The 24,413-nt window shown below is 52.8% G+C and carries 1 protein-coding gene; it reads left to right on the plus strand.

The genetic code is table 11. From position 1 onward, the window contains the following. The first annotated feature begins 1,157 nt into the window (after nucleotides 1-1,157). Nucleotides 1,158-24,386, plus strand: coding sequence for a non-ribosomal peptide synthase/polyketide synthase (locus Xenpb_RS03525; RefSeq protein ID WP_187653124.1), 23,229 nt, complete (start codon nucleotides 1,158-1,160; stop codon nucleotides 24,384-24,386). Nucleotides 24,387-24,413 lie beyond the last annotated feature (27 nt).

A 24,413-nucleotide genomic window follows, 5' to 3' on the forward strand; every position in this document is an offset into this window, starting at 1 on the left:
CAACAATGATAATTTCTTTGAATTGTATTCCATCATCGGTTGTATTGATGTTGATTGTAAACTGAGGGAAATAAAAAGTGGCGGAGAGAAAGGACTTGCACCTATAGTACACATTCTGCCCATGTTGGACGTTAAAAGCATCCAGATGGTTTAGGCTGCTTATTTTGCCCATACTGGATGTTAAAAGCATCCAGATGGTTAGGCAGCTCATCCTGTATACGGCTAGACGTTGGAAGCATCTAGTTGGTTTAGGCCGCTTATCCTGCATGCGCTAGACGTTGGAAGCATCTAGTTGGCTTTAGGCTGCTTACCCTGCATATTCTAGATGTTTGAAGCATCTAGTTAGCTGAGGTTGTTTGCCTGTCTCTCCGCCGACTCCAACAATAAGAAAAATGGGATTTTTATTCAAGCCGATTTATTGCGTTATGGATTATTGATCACAATTTAAGTCTATTAATTATTTCAAATCATCAAAAGGCATTAATTACCACATCAATTAAGGTGAGTTTATGTTTATTCTATAAGTTTTTTATTTGTTGAAAAGGTTATTTTATTGGGTTTTGTATGTAGGGTAATATAAAGTGAAAGGTGGATATTAACACAGGTGTCAATATTTGTTTAAGCTATTTTATTATTTATTTTTCAGCGTCTTTTCGCTTGAGGTGATATTCAGGGAAGGTCACTATGTTGGGAGAATATAATGTCCAATAATTACAGTTGCTTTGGATTGCATTTTTCTCCACCTATATATTATTGGTTTTATATATTTTAATACCCTGGAGTGTAAACTAATTAAATAATTTGATTTAGTATAATTAATATCATTTTAAACCTGTGTCTTGAAGTAGGGAAAGTAAATATGAGGATAGTAAATGGAGTTGACAAAAATAGAATATCCTATTCAAATTTATCTTGCTAATTATTTAACCCATTGTTAACAACATTATTACTCCATGACGTTAACTTTATCACTATTTATCGGGCTATTGTATTTAAAGCCTGATGAAAAATATTGCTTAAATATCTTGATCAATGCTTTATGTATTAGTTGTATTTCTCTCCAATCAAATGAACAAAACGTAAGAAAAATATTTTTGATGATTCTAAAGAATGATCATTTTCAAACAACTAACAGATTCGTTGAGGTGAGGTAATAAATGAAAGATAACATTGCTACAGCGGGAAATATTCTTAATGGTGAAGCGCTTTCTGGGATAAATACTCTTCAATCACTTACACCCAGTGAGCTATTTTGGTATCAGCGTCTTGCCGCTTTGCAACCCATCCAGTTACCTTTCGACATTCCCCATAAGATTGCAGAACCCCGTTGGGCAATAAGCCGTTGGCAGTCCCCGTCTCCCCAAAATGGTCAAGAGGAGCCATGGCGAATATTGTTGCAGGCATTTGTTATCTATCTTGCGCGTCTGACTCAGCAGTCTACATTCCAAATCGGCTGGTGTGTGGCATTAAACGATAAACGGGCAAATCTGGCATCAGTGGTGCCTATGGATATTGAAGTGGCATTGGATAAGCCGTGGCATGGGGTGGCTGGCGCGGTTGATGATGAACTTGTCCGACTGGCGCAACATCAGACATTTAGTTATGACCTCCTTTCCCATTCTCCTTCACTGCATGCCATCCCTGAATTAAGCACTCGCCATCCGTGGCCTATAGCTGTTTCGGTGATACAGGATGGCAGACAGTGTGATCAGAAAGCGTCTGGCGAATTACTGACACTTCAGATAAATGAACAAGGTGGTTTCCGTTGGATCTATGATGAAAATCGCCTGGGTGCGGAAGTGATTGCGCGAATGGATGAACATTTACAGATGTTGCTGTTATCAAAAGGGAGCGGTGATGACATCCCCATCGGGCAGCTTAATTTGTTGCCGGAGGCGGAACGGACGTTGTTGCTGGAAACCTGGAACCCGACTGAAACCCTTTATCCTGAAGTCTTGTGTATCCATCAGTTGTTTGAGCAGCAGGTACAAAAGACTCCACAGGCGATAGCGCTGGAGTATCAGGGGCAAACACTGAGTTACACCGAATTAAATGCTCGTGCTAACCGGCTGGCTCATCAATTGATTGAGCAGGGAATTGAACCGGAGCAACGGATCGCCATTTGCGTGACACGCTCACCGGCCATGGTGGTGTCACTGCTGGCGGTACTGAAAGCGGGTGGTGCTTATGTGCCACTGGATATCACTTATCCGGCAGAGCGTCTGGCGTATATCCTTAACGACAGTGCCCCATCCGTAATATTGGCGGATGATACCGGGCAATCCATATTAGGTGACAAGATACTGTCCGGGTTGACGGTACTGGATCCGACGATGCAGCCGGATCAACCGGACAGCAACCCGCAGCTCTCAGCATTAACACCACAGCACCTGGCCTATGTGATTTACACCTCGGGCTCTACCGGACAACCAAAAGGGGTGATGGTGGAGCATCAGGCGATTTATCAGCGTACTCTGGGAGTGAATGAACTTTATGGCGTGACGGCTCAGGACCGGGTATTGCAGTTTGCGGCTTTTGCTTTTGATGTCTCCGTCGAGGAGTGTTTCTCGTCATTATGTCATGGCGCCACGTTGGTCATTCGCGATGATAGCTGGCTGGAGTCAATGACGGAATTTATAGCCTTAGCCCGGGAAAACCGCATCACGGTGATGTTTCTGCCCACGTTATTCTGGTCTGAATTGGCAGCCAGAGATCCGGGATTATCGCTGCCTGATGAGCTCAGGCTGATCATTATTGGTAGCGAGGCTGTCCAGAAAAAAGCCCTTCAGGACTGGTTTGCACAGGAAAGTCACCGCCCCCGATTATTAAATGCCTATGGCCCGACAGAAAATACCGTTACAGCAACCTGTCAGGAAGTCTTCTCTTCAGACGATGATCGTTCCATCGGCCGGCCACTCAGAAATACCCGCATTTACTTACTGGACAGCAACGGGCAACCCGTACCGCTAGGCTGCGCAGGAGAAATCTATATTGGTGGTGTGGGAGTCGCGCGGGGTTATCTGAACCAGTCAATTTTAAGTGAAGAACGTTTTATCCCCGACTCCTTTAGCCCGCTATCTGACGCCCGGATGTATCGTACCGGGGATGTGGCCCGTTACCTGCCGGACGGTAACCTGGAGTTTCTGGGGCGTAATGATCAGCAGGTGAAAATTCGCGGCTTTCGGGTTGAGTTGGGGGAAATTGAAACCCGCTTGCTGGAGCATCCGGCAGTGAATCAGGCCGCCGTGTTGGCACTGGATAACGGGCAAAGTAAGCGATTGGTGGCCTATATCGTGGCAGAAACTGTGGTGGCAGAAGAGAATCAAGAATGGGTAAACAGCCTGTGTACCCATCTGAGTGCTCTTCTGCCGGATTATATGGTGCCGGCGGCTTTTGTGCGTCTGGATAGCTTCCCACAGACGCCGAATGGCAAACTGGATCGCCGGGCATTACCGGCACCGAACGAAGAAGCGTTTGCCCGGCAGACTTATGAAGCTCCGCAAGGGAGAGAAGAAACAATACTGGCGGCAGTCTGGGGTGAATTGTTGGGCATTAAGCAAATTAGCCGCCATGATAGTTTCTTTGCATTGGGTGGTCATTCTCTGCTCGCGATGCGCATGATTGAGCGCCTGCGTCATCAGGGATTGATGCTGGCGGCGAGTGATCTGTTCCGGTCGCCCGTGTTATCCGATCTGGTGAAAACGTTGGGGCAGCACCGGGCTATTGAAGTCCCACCAAATGTCATTACCCCCGCGACACAGCAACTGACCCCGGCGATGTTGCCGTTGGCGGATTTAACGCAGGCGGATATTGACCACATTGTTGAACAAATACCAGGTGGGGTAACGAATATTCAGGATATTTACGCCTTATCGCCATTGCAGGACGGTATTTTATTCCACCATTTACTGGCACGGGAAGGCGATCCGTATCTGTTGACCAGCCAGATGGCTTTTGCTGATAGGTCCTTATTGGATCATTATCTGTCGGCGATGCAACGTATAGTCGAGCGGCACGATATTTTACGCACAGCATTTATCTGGCAGGGCGTGTCCGTGCCGGTACAGGTCGTCTGTCGTCAGGCTTCCTTGTTAGTGACAGAGCTGGCGCTGAATCCCGCTGATGGCCCGGTCATTGATCAGTTAAACCAGCGTTTTGATCCGCGCTATTATCGTCTTGATCTGAGCCAGCCACCGCTATTGCATTTTGTGATTGCTCAGGAAACGGATGGCCGTTGGTACCTGCTGCAACTATTGCATCATCTGATTGGTGACCACACCACGCTGGACGTAATGCACCGTGAAGTGCAGTCATATCTGGCAGGACAAGAAGAACATTTGTCTGTGCCTGTGCCATTCCGCAATCTGGTGGCGCAGGCCCGGTTGGGCGTGAGTCAGGAATCCCATACCCGTTTCTTTACCGAAATGCTGGCGGAGGTGGAAGAGCCGACCCTGCCGTTTGGTTTGACGGAGGTGCATCATGATGGCTCGCAGGTGGTGGAATTCCACCAGATGCTGGCACCTGAGTTGAATGGCTGCCTGCGCAGTCAGGCACGGCGTTTTGGCGTCAGTCTGGCCGCCTTGTGCCATCTGGCTTGGGCACAGGTGTTGTCGCGCACCAGTGGACAGGAAAAAGTGGTGTTCGGTACTGTGCTGTTCGGGCGTATGGCCGCGGGAGAAGGAGCAGACAGCGGGGTAGGGCTGTTTATCAATACCTTGCCGTTACGGTTGGATATGGATGACACCCCGATACAGGACAGTGTGCAGGCCACCCATCGCCGGTTGGCGGGATTACTGGCCCATGAACACGCTTCACTGGCGCTGGCCCAGAAATGTAGTGGTGTTGACCGTGGCACGCCTCTCTTTAGTGCCCTGTTAAACTATCGGCATAATGCCGTATCGGCCATGTCAGAAGAACTAATAAACGGGATTGAGTTTGTCAGCGAACAGGAGCGAACTAATTACCCCTTTGTGCTGTCAGTGGATGATTTTGGTGAGGCGCTGGGCTTGACGGTTCAGGTTGCTCAGCCAGTTGAACCGGAACGAGTCTACGGCTATATGCAGCAGGCACTGGAAAGTCTGGTGGATGCACTGGAACACACCCCGGATATGCCGGTTCGGGCATTGGATATTCTGCCGGAAGCAGAGCGTACCTTATTGTTAACAACCTGGAACACAACGGAAACGCCTTATCCTGAGTCGTTATGTATTCACCAGTTGTTTGAACAGCAGGTGGAGAAAACCCCGCAGGCGACAGCCCTGATAGCGGGAGATAAAACCCTGAGCTACAGGGAGTTGAATACACGGGCTAATCAGTTGGCCCGCCAGTTAATCGGACAAGGCGTTTGCCCCGGCGATCATATTGTGCTGCTGTTCGAGCGCTCCATGGTGCTGGTGGTAGCTCAACTGGCTGTGCTTAAAGCCGGAGCAGTTTACGTCCCCCTTGATCCCGGTGTACCGGATGAGCGGAAAAATTGGCTGATCAATGACTGTTCCGCCAAATTGTTACTCACCGATACACAGACAGATCTTCCGGCTGATCTGGTTGTCCCTCTGCTTCGCCATTCCGATGAGAACAAGACGGCTGGCGAGCAAAATAACGAGCAAAATAACGAGCAAAATAACGAGCAAAATAGTATTAACCTTGATTTACCGCGTGCCGGCACGGAATTAGCCTATATCATGTACACCTCCGGCTCTACCGGAACACCGAAAGGCGTGCTGGTGCCGCACCGTGCCGTGGTTCGGCTGGTCATCAATAATGGTTATGCAGCCATCGAACCGGATGATCGGGTGGCCTTTACCGCTAATCCGGCTTTTGATGCCAGCACTTTTGAAGTCTGGGCACCGTTGCTTAACGGGGGATCGCTGGTGGTGATTGATCACGCCATGTTATTAACGCCGATAGAATTAGTCCGGGCTTTACAGACCCACCGTATCACGGCTCTGTGGCTGACAATCGGGTTGTTTAACCGGCTGGCTGTAGAGTTGTCCCCGGCGCTGCCGCAGATAAAAATACTGATTTTTGGCGGGGATATCCCCGATTTACCGGTTATTGCTCAGGTTCTGAAACATCGTCCGCCGCAACAACTTTTGCAGGCCTATGGCCCGACAGAAGGCACCACCTTTACGACGATATATCCTATTGAGACGCTGGCACAGGGCATGATCCGGCTCCCCATTGGCCGGCCCATCGCCAATACACGGGTTTATCTGCTGGATAGTCACGGTCAGCCTGTGCCGTTGGGAGCGACTGGTGAGATTTATGTTGGGGGAGATGGGGTGGCCCATGGTTATCTGAACCGTCCTGAGTTAACGGCCGAACGTTTCCTTATTGATCCGTTTAGTGATACCCCAGATGCACGCCTGTACCGTACCGGGGATTTGGCCCGTTACCGGCCGGACGGTAATCTGGAATTTCTGGGCCGTAATGACCAGCAGGTGAAAATCCGTGGCTTCCGTATTGAACCGGGGGAAATTGAAATCCGGCTGGCAGAGCATCCGGCGGTACGTGAAACAGCGGTGCTGGTACTCGGTAATGGGGGGGACAAACGGCTGGTGGCCTATGTTGTGGCAGATGTAGATGGGGAATTGGTCAATAGCCTGCGTACCCATCTGAGTGCGGTTTTGCCGGATTATATGGTGCCGGCGGCCTTTGTGCGTCTGGATGAGTTTCCACTGACGCCGAATGGTAAGTTAGATCGTCGGGCGCTGCCAGCACCGGATAGTGAGGCGTTTGCCCGCCAAACCTATGCGGCTCCGCAGGGGGAAACCGAAATGGCACTGGCGGTGATTTGGAGTGAATTACTGGGCATTGAGCAGGTTAGCCGTCATGACAGCTTCTTTGCGTTGGGTGGTCATTCATTGCTTGCGGTACGCATGATTGAGCGCCTGCGTCAGCAGGGGTTGGCACTGACGGCGCGGGATCTGTTCCGGTCGCCGGTGTTGTCCGATCTGGCACAAACATTGGGACGGCATCAGGCCGTCGAAGTCCCGCCGAATGTAATTACCCCCGAAACGCAGCACCTGACCCCGGAAATGTTGCCGCTGGTGGATTTAACGCAGGCGGATATTGACCACATTGTCAGACAAGTACCGGGTGGGGTGGCGAATATTCAGGATATTTATGCCTTATCGCCATTGCAGGACGGTATTTTATTTCACCATTTACTGGCACACGAAGGGGATCCGTATCTGTTGACCGAGCAGATGGCGTTTGCTGACCGGCCTTTGCTGGATCGTTATCTGGTGGCGATGCAACGGATAGTTGAGCGGCACGATATTTTACGTACAGCCTTTATTTGGCAAGGCGTGTCTGTTCCGGTACAAGTCGTCGGGCGTCAAGCCTCTTTGTCAGTGACGGAACTGACACTGGATCCGGCAGATGGCCCCGTCAGCAGCCAGTTGGCGGAACGTTTTAACGTCAGTCATTATCGTCTTGACCTGAGCGATGCGCCGTTATTGCGCTTTGTGGTGGCGCAGGAAGCGGATGGCCGTTGGATTGTCCTGCAATTACTGCATCATCTGATTGGCGACCATGAAACGGTGGAAGTGATGCACCGTGAAGTGCAGGCCTACCTGACGGGACAGGAGGAAAACCTAGCTGTACCTGTGCCATACCGCAATCTGGTGGCACAGGCCCGGTTGGGCGTGAGTCAGGAAGCCCACACCCGTTTCTTTACCGAACTGTTAGCGGAGGTGGAAGAGCCGACATTGCCATTTGGTTTGACGGAGGTGCATCACGATGGCTCACAGATGACAGAATCTCACCAGATGCTGGCACCTGAATTGAATGACCGCCTGCGTAGTCAGGCACGGCGTTTTGGTGTCAGTCTGGCGGCCTTGTGCCATCTGGCCTGGGCACAGGTGTTGTCGCGCACCAGCGGACAGGAAAAAGTGGTGTTCGGCACCGTGCTGTTTGGGCGTATGGCCGCGGGAGAAGGGGCAGACAGTGGGATGGGATTGTTTATTAATACCTTACCGTTGCGGCTGGATATGGACGACACCCCGGTACAGGACAGCGTACAGACCGCCCATCATCGGCTGGCGGAATTATTAACCCATGAGCACGCTTCACTGGCGCTGGCCCAGCAGTGTAGCGGCGTTGAACGCGGAACGCCCCTCTTTAGTGCTCTGTTGAACTATCGGCATAACGATCAATCGAATCAATTGCATGAAGCACTGGAGGGAATTGAGTTATTAGACGGGCAGGAGCGGACCAACTATCCCTTTGTGCTGTCAGTGGAAGATTTTGGTGAGGCGTTGGGATTGACGGCTCAGGTCGTTCAGCCGTTTGAGCCGGCGCGAATATGCAGCTATATGCAGCAGGCACTGGAAAGTCTGGCGGACGCGCTGGAACAGGCCCCGGAAACACCGATACGGCAGTTAGAGATCCTGCCGGAAGCAGAATGCACGCTGTTGCTAAAAACCTGGAATGCAACGGAAGCAGTCTACCCTGAGGCGTTATGTATTCATCAGTTGTTTGAACAGCAGGTGGAGAAAACACCGCAGGCCATCGCGCTGGTCTATGAAAACCAGACACTCAGTTATGCTGAATTAAATGCCCGTGCTAACCGACTGGCTCATCAGTTAATCGCACTGGGCGTAGAGCCGGAGCAACGAGTCGCCATTTGCGTGTCACGGTCACCGGCAATGGTGGTCGGGCTGCTGGCCGTCTTAAAAACGGGTGGGGCTTATGTACCGCTGGATCCGGCTTATCCGGGAGAGCGTCTGGCATACAATCTGGCGGATGCTGCGCCGGCTATTGTGCTGGCAGATAATATCGGACGGACAGCATTGGGTGAGCAAGCATTAGCAGAACGGAAAGTGCTCGACCCGAATACCTGGTTTGACCGACCGGATAACAACCCGCAGATACCGGTATTGACTTCACGGCATTTGGCCTACGTGATTTATACCTCCGGTTCGACCGGAACGCCGAAAGGGGTGATGGTAGAACATCGTGGATTGGTCAATCTTATTCAGGAGAAAATCACGCAATTCGCTATTTGTGCGGATAGCCGGGTGTTGCAGTTCGCTTCATTGGGCTTTGATGCCAGTGTCTGGGAAATTATGATGTCACTGTGCAGTGGCGCTACGCTGGATATTCCCGCAGACAGTGTTCGTCAGAACCCGATCTATTTATGGCACTATCTGGAAACACAGGCGATAACGCATGCTTGCCTGACACCTGCTTTGCTTCATGACGGGGCAGATGTACCGGCGTTAACGGTAAAACCCACCCTGATATTGGGGGGTGAAGCGCCCAGTACGGCGTTACTCCGGGCATTGTGTGGCCGGGCCACCCTGTTCAATGCTTATGGCCCGACAGAGATAACGGTTTGTGCCACAACCTGGTATTGCCCGTCAGACTATACAGATACTGCGGTGCCTATCGGGCGTCCAACGGCAAATACCCAAGTCTACTTGCTGGATGCTCATCGTCAGCCGGTGCCGCTGGGGGCAGTGGGTGAGCTGTATATTGGTGGGGTGGGTGTGACGCGGGGTTACCTGAACCGTCCTGAATTAACCGCCGAGCGTTTTCTTATCGATCCGTTTAGTAATATTCCGGATGCGCGCTTGTACCGTACCGGAGATTTAGCCCGTTACCGGCCGGATGGCAATCTGGAATTTCTGGGCCGTAATGATCAGCAGGTGAAAATCCGTGGCTTCCGTATTGAACCGGGGGAAATTGAAGCCCGGTTGGCAGAGCACCCGGCGGTGCGTGAATCGGTGGTGCTGGCGCAGGGAGAAGGGCAGGATAAGCGGCTGGTGGCCTATTTGGTCACAGAAACGGCGGTCACAGAAACGAAAGCGGCGGATACGGATGAAGGGCTGGCGAATAGCCTGCGTACCCACCTGAGTGCCCTTTTGCCGGATTATATGGTGCCGGCCGCTTTTGTACGTCTGGATGCGTTTCCATTAACGCCGAACGGTAAATTAGATCGTCGGGCGCTGCCGGCACCGGACAGTAAGGCATTTGCCCGCCAAACCTATGCGGCCCCGCAGGGGGAAACCGAAATAACGCTGGCGGCGATTTGGGGTGAATTACTGGGCATTGAGCAGATCAGCCGCCATGACAGCTTCTTTGCGCTAGGTGGTCATTCATTGCTCGCGGTGCGTATGATTGAGCGCCTGCGTCAGCAGGGGTTGGCACTGACGGCGCGGGATCTGTTCCGGTCGCCGGTGTTGTCCGATCTGGCACAAACATTGGGACAGCATCAGGCCGTCGAAGTCCCGCCGAATGTGATTACTCCCGAAACGCAGCACCTGACCCCGGAAATGTTACCGCTGGTGGATTTAACGCAGGCGGATATTGATCTCATTGTCAGACAAGTACCGGGCGGGGTGACGAATATTCAGGATATCTACGCGTTATCCCCGTTGCAGGACGGGATTTTGTTCCACCACTTACTGGCACGGGAAGGGGATCCGTATTTGTTATCCGATCAGATGGCGTTTGCTGACCGATCTTTGTTGGATCGTTATCTGGTGGCAATACAACGGGTGGTTGACCGCCACGATATTTTACGCACCGCGTTTATCTGGCAAGGGGTATCTGTTCCGGTGCAGGTCGTCTGGCGTCATGCTCCCTTGTCAGTAACGGAACTGACACTGGATCCGGCAGATGGGCCAGTCAGCAGGCAACTGGATGAACGTTTTAATATCAATCAATATCGTCTTGATCTGAGTGACGCGCCGTTATTGCGCTTTGTGGTGGCGCAGGAAGCGGATGGCCGTTGGATTGTTCTGCAATTACAGCATCACCTGATTGGTGACCATGAAACGCTGGAAGTAATGCACCGTGAAGTGCTGGCTTATCTGACGGGGCAAGAAGAGAGCTTGCCCGTGCCTGTACCATTCCGCAATCTGGTGGCGCAGGTTCGGTTGGGCGTGAGTCAGGAAGCCTATACCCGTTTCTTTACCGAGATGCTGTCAGAAGTGGAGGAACCCACGCTGCCGTTCGGGTTGGCGGAGGTCTATCATGATGGAGCTCAGGAAACAGAATCTTACCGGCTGTTGGCGCCTGAGCTGAATAATCGTTTGCGCAATCAGGCCCGGCAGCAGGGAGTGAGTTTGGCGGCCTTGTGCCATCTGGCTTGGGCACAGGTGTTGTCGCGCACCAGCGGACAGGAAAAAGTGGTGTTCGGCACCGTGCTGTTTGGGCGCATGACGGGGGGCGAAGGGACAGAGGGTGGCATGGGGTTGTTTATCAATACCTTGCCGTTACGGCTGGATATGGATGATACCCCGGTACGGGACAGTGTACAGGCCGCCCATCGCCGGCTGGCAGGATTATTAGCCCATGAGCATGCTTCACTGGCGCTGGCCCAGCAGTGTAGCGGCGTTGAACGCGGCACGCCTCTCTTTAGTGCCTTGTTAAACTACCGGCACAATAGCCCTTCAGATCCGCTAGATAATACACTGGACGGTTTTGAATTTTTAGAGGTACAGGAACGAACCAACTACCCCTTTGGGTTGTCGGTGGAGGATGGTGGTGAGACATTAGGATTGACGGCGAATGTGGTGCAGCCATTTGACCCGGAACGGGTATGCGGCTATATGCAGCAGGCGTTGGAAAGTCTGGCAGACGCGCTGGAGCACACCCCGGATATGCCGGTGCGGGCATTGGAAATCCTGCCGGAGGCGGAACGTACCTTATTGTTAAATATCTGGAACGGGACGGAGACCGCCTACCCTGAAGCCTTGTGTATTCATCAGTTATTTGAACAGCAGGTACAAAAAACTCCACAGGCGACAGCGCTTGAGTATCAGGGGCAACGCCTGAGTTATGCCGAACTAAATACCCGCGCTAACCGGCTGGCCCATCAGTTGATTGAACTGGGTGTCGAACCGGATCAACGGGTAGCCATTTGTGTGACACGCTCACCGACTATGGTGGTGTCACTCTTGGCAGTACTGAAAGCCGGTGGTGCTTATGTGCCGCTGGATATCACCTACCCGGCAGAGCGTCTGGCCTATATCCTGAGTGACAGCACCCCGTCCGTGCTAGTGGCAGACGAGGCCGGGCAATCCATATTAGGTGACAAGATACTGTCCGGGTTGACGGTACTGGATCCGACGATGCAGCCGGATCAACCGGACAGCAACCCGCAGCTCTCAGCGTTAACGCCACAGCATCTGGCCTATGTGATTTACACCTCGGGCTCTACCGGACAACCAAAAGGGGTGATGGTGGAGCATCAGGCGATTTATCAACGTACTCTGGGGGTGAATGAACTTTATGGCGTGACGGATCAGGACCGGGTATTGCAGTTTGCGGCGTTTGCCTTTGACGTCTCCGTTGAGGAGTGTTTCTCGTCATTATGTCATGGCGCCACGCTGGTGATCCGTGATGATAGCTGGCTGGCTTCTATACCGGAATTTATTGCCTTAACCCGGGAAAACCGTATTACGGTGATGTTCCTGCCCACGTTATTCTGGTCTGAACTGGCGGCCAGAGACAAAGGATTGCCGCTGCCTGACGAACTCAGACTGATTATTATTGGCAGTGAGGCCGTCCAGAGAAAAGCCCTTCAGGACTGGTTTGCACAGGAAGGTTACCACCCCCGGTTATTAAACGCCTATGGTCCGACGGAAAATACTGTTACGGCCACCTGTCAGGCAGTTTCTTCCCCGGACGAAGATCGTTCCATCGGCCGGCCACTCAAAAATACCCGCATTTACCTGCTGGACAGCAACGGACAACCCGTACCGTTAGGTTGTATGGGGGAAATCTACATTGGTGGCGTAGGGGTTGCACGGGGTTATCTGAACCAGCCAATTTTAAGTAAAGCACGTTTTATCCCCGATCCCTTTAGCCTCGTACCGGATGCCCGGATGTACCGCACGGGGGATCTGGCCCGTTACCTGCCGGACGGTAGTCTGGAATTCCTCGGCCGTAATGATCAGCAGGTGAAAATTCGTGGTTTCCGTATTGAACTGGGGGAAATTGAAACCCGCTTGCTGGAGCATCCGGCAGTGCATGAAGCCGTCGTGCTGGCATTGGATGACGGGCAGGGTAAACGGCTGGTGGCCTATGTCGTGGCGGAAGCGGATGAAGCGCTGGTCAACAACCTGCGTACCCACCTGAGTGCGGTTTTGCCGGATTATATGGTGCCGGCAGCCTTTGTGCGTCTGGACAGCTTCCCGCAGACCCCGAACGGCAAACTGGATCGCCGGGCACTGCCGGCACCGGACGGAGACGCCTTTGCCCGGCAAGCCTATGAAGCCCCGCAGGGAGAAACAGAAATCGCGTTGGCGGCGATTTGGCGGGAAGTCTTAGGGATTGAACTGATCAGCCGGCATGATAATTTCTTTGCGCTGGGCGGACATTCATTACTGGCGGTGCGGGTCATGAACCGGATAGCGGTTTTAGGGGGAGAATTGCCGCTGAGTGAGCTGTTTAATGCCCCTTCTTTGGCTGTCCTTGCTGAAAAACTCCATACCCGGTTTGAGCAACAAAGCAGCACACTGCCCCCCATCATGCCCGTCTCCCGTGAGGGGATACTGCCATTGTCATTCGCTCAACAGCGTTTATGGTTCCTGACTCAGTTTGAAGGCGTCAGTGAAACATATCATATTCCCATTGCGCTACGTTTGTGTGGTCAACTGGATATCGCGGTCTGGCAGCAGGCGCTGAATGCGCTATTTGCCCGTCATGAAGCGCTGCGCTCTGTCTTCATTACCGTTGATGGTCAGCCTCAGGTCCGCCTGCTGGCAGTCGGCCACGGATTGCCATTGGTTCAGCATGACCTGCGTGAGCACCCGGATACCGAAGCAGCACTGAAACGACTGTGCGCTGAAGAAATGTCTGCGCCATTTGAACTCAGCCGTGGCCCGCTTATCCGGGCGGTACTTATCCGGCTGGCGGATAACGAATATCAGTTTTTACTGACCCAGCATCATATTGTTTCCGATGGCTGGTCAGTCAATGTGCTGATAGATGAACTGAATACGCTCTATAGCGCTTTTCTGGCCGGGCAACCGGATCCTTTGCCTGCGCTGGCGATCCAGTATCCTGATTATGCCGTCTGGCAGCGTCAGTGGCTCTCCGCTGAGCGTATTCAGGTGCAATCTGATTATTGGCGTACAACACTGGCTGATGCCCCCGTTTTGCTGGATTTGCCTACAGACCGGCCACGCCCGTCTGAGCAGTCGTTTGCCGGGCAGGTTTTACCCATCAATTTGGATGCGGAATTAACGGCCGCGCTGAAACGTCTAAGCGCGCAGCACGGTATCACCTTATTTATGACGCTGTTATCCGCCTGGGCAGTGGTCTTATCGCGTTTATCCGGTCAAACGGACATCGTGATTGGAACCCCCAGTGCCGGTCGCAGCCGTCAGGAAGTGGAGTCTTTGATTGGCTTCTTTGTCAATACGCTGGCATTGCGTATGGGGGTTTCGGGTGAGCTGACGGTGGCAGAATTACTGGCGCAGGTCCGGCAAACCGCGTTAGCGGCACAGGCGCATCAGGATTTGCCGTTTGAGCAGGTGGTGGAAATTGTACAACTGTCGCGTCGGCTGTCCCATACGCCACTGTTTCAGGTGATGTTTTCCTGGGAAAATAATGAACCTACGGACTGGACACTGCCGGGATTGACAGTATCACCAGCCGATCAAGGTATGGAGATTGTCAAATTTGATCTCGAACTAGATCTGTTTGAAGAGGACGACAGGATCGCGGGTGATTTAAGTTATGCCACTGCCCTGTTTGATCAAACAACCATGGAACGACACATTGGCTATTTGCACACTGTATTGCAGGCCATGGTGGCTAACGTCCAACAGCGGATCGGGAACATTGATATTCTGACACCGGCAGAGCGCAGGTTGTTGCTGGAAACCTGGAATGCGACGGAGACTCCCTATCCTGAGACGTTATGTATTCATCAGTTGTTTGAACAGCAGGTACAAAAAACTCCACAGGCGACAGCGCTTGAGTATCAGGGACAACGCCTGAGTTATGCCGAATTAAATGCCCGTGCTAACCGGCTGGCCCATCAGTTGATTGAGTCGGGAGTAGAGCCGGAGCAACGGGTCGCTATTTGTGTGACACGCTCACCGTCTATGGTGGTGTCATTACTGGCGGTACTGAAAGCGGGTGGTGCTTATGTGCCGCTGGATATCACCTACCCGGCAGAGCGTCTGGCGTATATCCTGAGTGACAGCGCCCCATCCGTAATATTGGCGGATGATACCGGACAGTCCATATTGGGTGACGAGGTACTGGCTGAGTTGACCGTTCTTGACCCGACAATTCAGTTGGATCAGCCGGACAGCAACCCGCAGCTCTCAGCATTAACACCACAACATCTGGCCTATGTGATTTATACCTCGGGCTCTACCGGCCAGCCGAAAGGGGTGATGGTGGAGCATCAGGCGATTTATCAACGTACTCTGGGCGTCAATGAACTTTATGGTGTGACAGCGCAGGATCGGGTATTACAGTTTGCGGCGTTTGCCTTTGATGTCTCGGTCGAGGAGTGTTTCTCGTCATTATGTCATGGCGCCACGCTGGTCATTCGCGATGATAGCTGGCTGGCTTCTATGCCGGAATTTATTGCCTTAGCCCGGGAAAACCGTATTACGGTGATGTTCCTGCCCACGTTATTCTGGTCTGAACTGGCGGGCAGAGACAAAGGATTACCACTGCCTGACGCGCTCAGGCTAGTTATTATTGGCAGCGAGGCCGTCCAGAAAAAAGCCCTTCAGGACTGGTTTGCACAGGAAGGTCACCGCCCCCGGTTATTAAACGCCTATGGTCCGACGGAAAATACCGTTACGGCCACCTGTCAGGTAGTCTCCTCCCCGGACGATGATCGTTCCATCGGCCGGCCACTCAGAAATACCCGCATTTACCTGCTGGACAGCAACGGGCAACCGGTGCCGTTAGGCTGTGTGGGGGAAATCTATATTGGTGGTGTAGGGGTTGCGCGGGGTTATCTGAACCAGCCAGCCTTAAGTGAAGCACGTTTTATCCCCGATCCCTTTAGCCCCGTATCGGGTGCCCGGATGTACCGCACGGGGGATCTTGCCCGTTACCTGCCGGACGGTAGCCTGGAATTCCTTGGCCGTAATGACCAGCAGGTGAAAATTCGCGGTTTCCGTATTGAACCGGAGGAAATTGAAACCCGCTTGCTGGAGCATCCGGCAGTGCATGAAGCCGTCGTGCTGGCATTGGATGACAGGCAGGGTAAACGGCTGGTGGCCTATGTCGTGGCGGAAGCGGATGAAGCGCTGGTCAACAACCTGCGTACTCACCTGAGTGCGGTTTTGCCGGATTATATGGTGCCGGCAGCCTTTGTGCGTCTGGACAGCTTCCCGCAGACCCCGAACGGCAAACTGGATCGCCGGGCACTGCCGACACCGGACGGAGACGCCTTTGCCCGGCAAGCCTATGAAGCCCCGCAGGGAGAAACAGAAATTGCGTTAGCGGCGATTTGGGGTGAATTACTGGGCATTGAGCAGATCAGCCGGCATGATAATTTCTTTGCGCTGGGCGGCCATTCATTGCTGGCAGTGCGGGTCATGAACCGGATAGCGGTTTTAGGAGGGGAATTGCCGCTGAGTACGCTGTTTAACGCCCCTTCTTTGGCTGCACTTGCCGAGGCGGTTCAGGCCCGGTTTGATCAACAAGGCAGCGTATTACCTCCCATCATGCCCGTCTCCCGTGAGGGGATAATGCCATTGTCATTCGCTCAACAGCGTTTGTGGTTCCTGACTCAGTTTGAAGGCGCCAGTGAAACGTATCATATTCCCATTGCGCTACGTTTGCGTGGTCAACTGGATATCACGGTTTGGCAGCAGGCACTGAATGCGTTATTTGCCCGCCATGAGGCGCTGCGCTCTGTCTTCATTGCCGTAGATGGTCAGCCTCAGGTCCGTCTGCTGACGGCAAACCACGGATTGCCATTGGTTCAGTATGACCTGCGTGAACACCCGGATACCGAAGCGGTACTGGAACAACTGTGCGCTGAGGAAATGTCTGCGCCATTTGAACTCAGCCGTGACCCGCTTATCCGGGCGGTGCTGATCCGGCTGGCGGATAACGAATATCAGTTTTTGCTGACCCAACATCATATTGTTTCCGATGGCTGGTCGGTCAATGTACTGATAGATGAACTGAACACGCTCTATAGTGCTTTTCTGGCCGGGCAACCGGACCCTTTGCCCGCGCTGGCGATCCAGTATCCTGATTATGCGGTCTGGCAGCGTCAGTGGCTTTCCGCTGAGCGTATTCAGGTGCAATCTGATTATTGGCGTACAACACTGGCTGACGCCCCTGTTTTGCTGGATTTGCCTACAGACCGGCCACGTCCGTCTGAGCAGTCGTTTGCCGGTCAGATTTTACCCATCAATTTGGATGCGGAACTAACGGCCGCGCTGAAACACCTGAGCGCGCAGCACGGTGTTACCTTATTTATGACACTGTTATCCGCCTGGGCAGTGGTCTTATCGCGTTTATCCGGTCAGGAGGATGTCATTATTGGAACCCCAAGTTCTGGTCGCAGCCGTCAGGAAGTGGAGTCTTTGATTGGCTTCTTTGTCAATACGCTGGCGTTGCGTATGGGGGTTTCGGGTGAGCTGACGGTGGCAGAATTGCTGGCACAGGTCCGGCAAACCGCGTTAGCGGCACAGGCGCATCAGGATTTACCGTTTGAGCAGGTAGTGGAAATTGCACAACCGCTACGTCGGCTGTCCCATACGCCACTGTTTCAGGTGATGTTTTCCTGGGAAAACAATGAACATACCGACTGGACACTGCCGGGATTGACCGTGTCTCCGGCTGATCAAGATATGGAGATTGTCAAATTTGATCTTGAGCTGGGGCTGTTTGAGGAGGGTGACAGGATTGCCGGTGCTTTAAATTATTCTACGGCTCTGTTTGATCAAACAACCATGGAACGACACATTGGTTATTTGCACACTGTGTTGCAGGCCATGGTAGCTAACACCCAACAGCGGATCGGGGACATTGATATCCTGACACCGGCAGAGCGCAGGTTGTTGCTGGAAACCTGGAATTCGACGGAAACTGCTTATCCTGAGACGTTGTGTATTCATCAGTTGTTTGAGCAACAGGTGGAGAAAACCCCTGATGCAATCGCATTGGTGTATGAAGAGCAAACTCTCAGCTATGCTGAATTAAATGCCCGTGCTAATCAACTGGCTCATCGGTTGATTGAGCTGGGTGTTGAACCGGAGCAACGGGTAGCGATTTGTATGTCAAGGTCACCAGAAATGGTGGTTGGGGTATTAGCAATACTGAAAGCGGGCGGTGCCTATGTGCCACTCGATCCCGCTTATCCGGCTGAGCGGCTGGCATATATGCTCGAAGACGCCGTTCCTCTCGTAATGCTGACCCAAACGGAGTGGGTTGACCGATTGGCCAGCACGGTGCCTGCTGTGGTACTTGATACCAAAGCCGCATTCTTGATGTCACACTCCACCGATAACCCAGATACACAGGCGTTGGGACTGACATCACACCATCTGGCCTATGTAATTTACACCTCCGGCTCGACGGGACTGCCTAAAGGTGTGGCAATCACGCACCGTAATGCCGTGAATTTCCTCACCTGGGCTCAACAAAATTTCAGCCCAGAGGAACTGGCGCAGACCCTGTTTGCCACGTCACTGAGTTTTGATTTGGCCGTGTACGAATGTTTGGCTCCTCTACTGGCTGGTGGCACGGTTCATCTGGTCTCCAACGTGTTGTCACTGGTCACCACTGAACACCCCGTTAGCCTGATCAATACAGTCCCTTCGGCCATTGCACAGTTACTTGACGCTAACGCCGTGCCGATGAAGACCCAAACGGTCAATTTGGCGGGTGAAGAATTGAAGTCACACATTGTCGAACGTTTATTTACCCGCACAGCCGTACAACATGTCTGCAACCTGTACGGTCCTTCTGAGACGACCACGTATTCAACGTGGGTACGGATGAGCCGGACAGAGGGTTTTATCCATCATATCGGCCGCCCAATCGCTAACACCCGGATCTATCTCCTCGATCAGCGCAGACAACTCGTCCCTCTTGGCGTGGCAGGCGAAATTTATATCGCCGGAGCTGGCGTGGCCCGCGGTTACCTGAATCGTCCCGAATTGACGGCTGAACGCTTCTTAGCCGACCCGTTCTCCCTTGATGCAGACGCCCGCATGTATAGAACCGGTGATCTTGGTCGTTGGTTGGCTGATGGCAATATTGAATACCTCGGCCGTAATGACCAGCAGGTGAAAATTCGTGGTTTCCGTATAGAACTGGGAGAAATTGAAACCCGGTTGGCAGAGTATCCGGCAGTGCGTGAGGCGGCAGTACTGGCACTGGGTGATGGAACAGATAAATGGCTGGTGGCTTATGTGGTGGCGGAAGAGGATGAGGAGTTGGCGAATAGTCTGCGCACTCATTTGAGCGCAGTTTTACCGGATTATATGGTGCCGGCGGCTTTTGTGCGTTTGGATGCGTTTCCATTAACGCCGAATGGTAAGCTGGATCGCCGGGCACTGCCGGCTCCGGATGGAGAGGCATTTGCCCGCCAAACCTATGCAGCCCCGCAGGGGGAAACCGAAATGGCGCTGGCGGCGATTTGGAACGAATTACTGAGCATTGAGCAGGTCAGCCGCCATGACAGCTTCTTTGCTCTGGGTGGTCATTCATTGCTCGCGGTGCGCATGATTGAGCGCTTACGTCAGTTGGGATTAACACTGATGGTACGGGATTTGTTCCGGTCGCCGGTGTTGTCCGATCTGGCACAAACGTTGGGACGGCATCAGGCCGTCGAAGTCCCGCCGAATGTGATTACCCCCGAAACGCAGCACCTGACCCCGGAAATGTTACCGCTGGTGGATTTAACGCAGGCGGATATTGATCTCATTGTCAGACAAGTACCGGGCGGGGTGACGAATATTCAGGATATCTACGCGTTATCCCCGTTGCAGGACGGGATTTTGTTCCACCACTTACTGGCACGGGAAGGGGATACGTACCTGATGAGCGGGCAGATAGTGTTTGCTGACCGTTTGTTGCTGGATCGTTATCTGGCAGCGATACAATGGGTGGTTGATCGCCACGATATTTTACGTACAGCCTTTATTTGGCAAGGCGTATCTGTTCCGGTGCAGGTCGTCTGGCGCCATGCTCCCTTATCAGTGACGGAGCTGACGCTGGAACCGGCTGACGGCCCGGTTATTGACCAGTTAAGCCGACGTTTTGATCCCAGTCATTATCGTCTTGACCTGAATCAGGCCCCGCTACTGCACTTTGTGGTTGCTCAGGAAACGGATGGACGCTGGTACTTGCTGGAATTGCACCATCATATGATTGGCGACCATGAAACGGCGGAAATGATGCACCGTGAAGTGCAGGCATATCTGATGGGACAAGAGGCAAGCTTGGCTGCTCCTGTGCCGTTCCGTAATCTGGTGGTGCAGGTGCGGTTGGGCGTGAGTCAGGAAGACCACACCCGTTTCTTTACCGAAATGCTGGCAGAAGTGGAGGAACCAACATTGCCGTTCGGGCTGGTGGAGGTCCATCTTGATGGATCTCAGGAAATGGAATCTTACCGACTGCTGCCGCCTGAGCTGAATGAGCGTTTGCGCAATCAGGCCCGGCAGCAGGGGGTGAGTCTGGCGGCCTTGTGTCATCTGGCCTGGGCACAGGTGTTGTCGCGCACCAGTGGACAAGAAAAAGTGGTATTCGGCACTGTGCTGTTTGGGCGCATGGTTGCGGGAGAGGGGGCAGACAGTGGGATGGGGCTGTTTATTAATACCTTGCCGTTGCGATTGGATATGGATGACACTCCGGTACGGGACAGCGTACAGGCCGCCCATCGCCGGCTGGCGGAATTATTAGTCCATGAGCATGCTTCACTGGCGCTGGCCCAGCAATGTAGCGGAGTTGAACGTGGCACCCCTCTTTTTAGCGCCCTGTTAAATTATCGTCACAATACTCTCTCAGAGCCGTCGGATGAAACATTGGAAGGCATTGAATTTTTAGACGGAGAGGAACGAACCAATTACCCCTTTGGGCTATCGGTAGAAGATTTTGGTGATGCCTTGGGATTGACGGCAAGTGCGGTGCTGCCGTTTGACCCGGAACGGTTATGCGGCTATATGCAGCAGGCGTTGGAAAGTCTGGCGGACGCACTGGAACACACCCCGGATATGCCGGTGCGGGCATTGGAAATCCTGCCGGAAGCGGAGCGTACCTTATTGCTGGACATCTGGAACGGGACGGAAACCGCCTACCCTGAGGCCTTGTGTATTCATCAGTTGTTTGAACAGCAGGCACAGAAAACCCCGGAGGCCACGGCACTGGAATATCAGGGACAAACGCTAAGTTATGCCGAATTAAATGCCCGCGCTAACCGGCTGGCCCATCAGTTGATTGAACTGGGTGTCGAACCGGATCAACGGGTAGCCATTTGTGTGACACGCTCACCGTCCATGGTAGTGTCATTGCTGGCGGTACTGAAAGCGGGCGGTGCTTATGTGCCCCTGGATATCACCTACCCGGCAGAGCGTCTGGCCTATATCCTGAGTGACAGTACTCCATCCGTGGTAGTGGCGGATAGGGTTGGGCAGTCCATATTGGGTGACGAGATACTGGCTGAGTTAACTGTTCTTGACCCGACAATTCAGTTGGATCAACTGGACAGTAACCCACAGGTCTCAGTATTAACGCCACAACATCTGGCCTATGTGATTTATACCTCCGGCTCTACCGGGCAGCCGAAAGGAGTGATGGTGGAGCATCAGGCGATTTATCAACGTACTCTGGGCGTCAATGAACTTTATGGTGTGACAGCGCAGGACCGGGTGTTGCAGTTTGCGGCGTTTGCCTTTGATGTTTCTGTTGAGGAGTGTTTCTCGTCATTATGTCATGGCGCCACGCTGGTCATTCGCGATGATAGCTGGCTGGCGTCTATGCCGGAATTTATTGCCTTAGCCCGGGAAAATCGTATCACGGTGATGTTCCTGCCCACATTGTTCTGGTCTGAACTGGCGGGCAGAGACAAAGGATTACCGCTGCCTGACGAACTCAGACTGATTATTATTGGCAGTGAGGCTGTCCAGAGAAAAGCCCTTCAGGACTGGTTTGCACAGGAAGGTCATCGTCCCCGGTTATTAGATGCCTATGGCCCGACGGAAAATACCGTTACGGCCACCTGCCAGGAAATGCTCTCCCCAGATGATGATCGAGCTATCGGCCGGCCACTCAGGAATACCCGCATTTACCTGCTGGACAGTAACGGGCAACCCGTACCGTTAGGCTGTGTGGGGGAAATCTATATTGGTGGTGTGGGGGTTGCAAGGGGTTATCTTAACCAGCCGATCTTAAGTGAAGAACGCTTTATTCCCGACCCCTTTAGTCCGGTATCTGACACCCGCATGTATCGCACGGGGGATCTGGCCCGTTACCAGCCAGACGGCAATCTGGAATTCCTTGGCCGTAACGATCATCAGGTGAAAATTCGTGGTTTCCGTATAGAGCTAGGGGAAATTGAAACCCGCTTGCTGGAACATCCGGCGGTGCATGAGGCAGCCGTACTGGCACTGGATGACGGGCAGGGTAAACGGCTGGTGGCCTATGTCGTGGCGGAAGCGGATGAAGCGCTGGTCAACAACCTGAGTACCCACCTGAGTGCGGTTTTGCCGGATTATATGGTGCCAGCGGCCTTTATGCACCTAGACAGCTTCCCACAAACTCCGAATGGCAAACTGGATCGCCGGGCACTGCCGGCACCGGACGGAGACGCTTTTGCCCGGCAAATCTATGAAGCTCCGCAAGGAGAAATGGAAATCGCGTTAGCGGCGATTTGGCGGGAAGTTCTGGGGACTGAACTGATCAGCCGACATGATAATTTCTTTGCGCTGGGCGGACATTCATTGCTGGCGATGCGGGTCATGAACGGGATAGCCGCTTTAGGAATGGAATTGCCACTGAGTGAACTGTTTAGTTCCCCCTCTTTGGCTGCCCTTGCTGAAAGACTCCATAGCCGGTTTGATCAACAAAGCACGTTTGATCAACAAAGCACATTGCCCCCCATCATGCCCGTCTCCCGTGAAGAGGGATTGCCTTTGTCATTCGTTCAACAGCACTTGTGGTCACTGACTCAATTTGAGGGCGTCAGTGAGCGCTATCATATGCCACTTGTGTTGCATTTGCGTGGTCAACTGGATATCGCAGTCTGGCAGCAGGCATTGAATGTGTTATTTGCCCGCCATGAAGCGCTGCGCTCTGTCTTTGTTTCCGTTGACGGTCAGCCTCAGATCCGACTGCTGGCGGCAGACCGCGGATTGCCGTTGATTCATCATGACCTGCGAGGGTGCCCGGATGCTGAAACAGCGTTGGAACGACTGCGTACTGAGGAGGTGTCTGCACCATTTGATCTCAGCCATGGGCCGCTTGTCCGAACGATGCTTATCCGGCTGGCAGATGACGAATATCAGTTTTTGCTGACCCAGCACCATATTATTTCCGATGGCTGGTCAATGAAGGTACTGATAGATGAACTGAACTCACTCTATACGGCTTTTCTGGCCGGGCAACCGGATCCTTTACCCGCGCTGGCGATCCAGTACCCTGATTATGCCGCCTGGCAGCGTCAGTGGTTTTCCTCTGAACGTATGCAGGCGCAATCTGACTATTGGCGCACGACGTTGGCTGATGCATCGGCTTTGCTGAATTTGCCTACAGACCGGCCACGCCCGTCTGAGCAGTCGTTTGTCGGACAAGTTTTACCCATCAATTTGGATGCGGAATTAATGGCCGCCCTGAAACGCCTGAGTGCTCAGCACAGTGTCACATTATTTATGACACTATTATCTGCCTGGACGGTGGTCTTATCGCGTTTGTCCGGTCAGGAAGATGTCATTATCGGGACCCCCAGTTCTGGTCGCAGCCGTCAGGAAGTGGAGCCTTTAATTGGCTTCTTCGTGAATACACTGGCATTGCGCACGAGAGCCTCGGATGAACTGACCGTGGCGGAGTTATTGGCACAAGTCCGGCAAACCACGTTAGGGGCACAGGCGCATCAGGATTTGCCGTTTGAGCAGGTGGTGGAAATTGTGCAGCCGTCACGCCGGTCAGATCATACACCGTTGTTCCAGGTCATGTTTGCCTGGCAGGATTATGAAGATCCCGACTGGACACTACCGGGGCTGACAGTGTCATCGGTTATTCATGATTTAAATATTATCAATTGTGATCTCGAAATAGAGTTTTTTGAGGAGAATGACATGATTGTCGGGGCGATAAATTATGCTCCGGCCCTGTTTGACCAACCGACCATAGAACGACACATTGACTGTTTGCTCGCTGTGCTACAAGCCATGGTGGCTAACCCTCAGCAGCGGATCGGGGAAATTGATATTCTGTGACATCAGCAGATTTACTCGCCCCACATC

Origin of the sequence: Xenorhabdus sp. PB62.4, assembly GCF_014467285.1 — a bacterium.
Lineage (GTDB): Bacteria > Pseudomonadota > Gammaproteobacteria > Enterobacterales > Enterobacteriaceae > Xenorhabdus.

Bases quoted from the DNA above. Each gene is read 5' to 3' on its own strand.
- Xenpb_RS03525 (WP_187653124.1), top strand. From the start codon at position 1,158: ATGAAAGATAACATTGCTACAGCGGGAAATATTCTTAATGGTGAAGCG.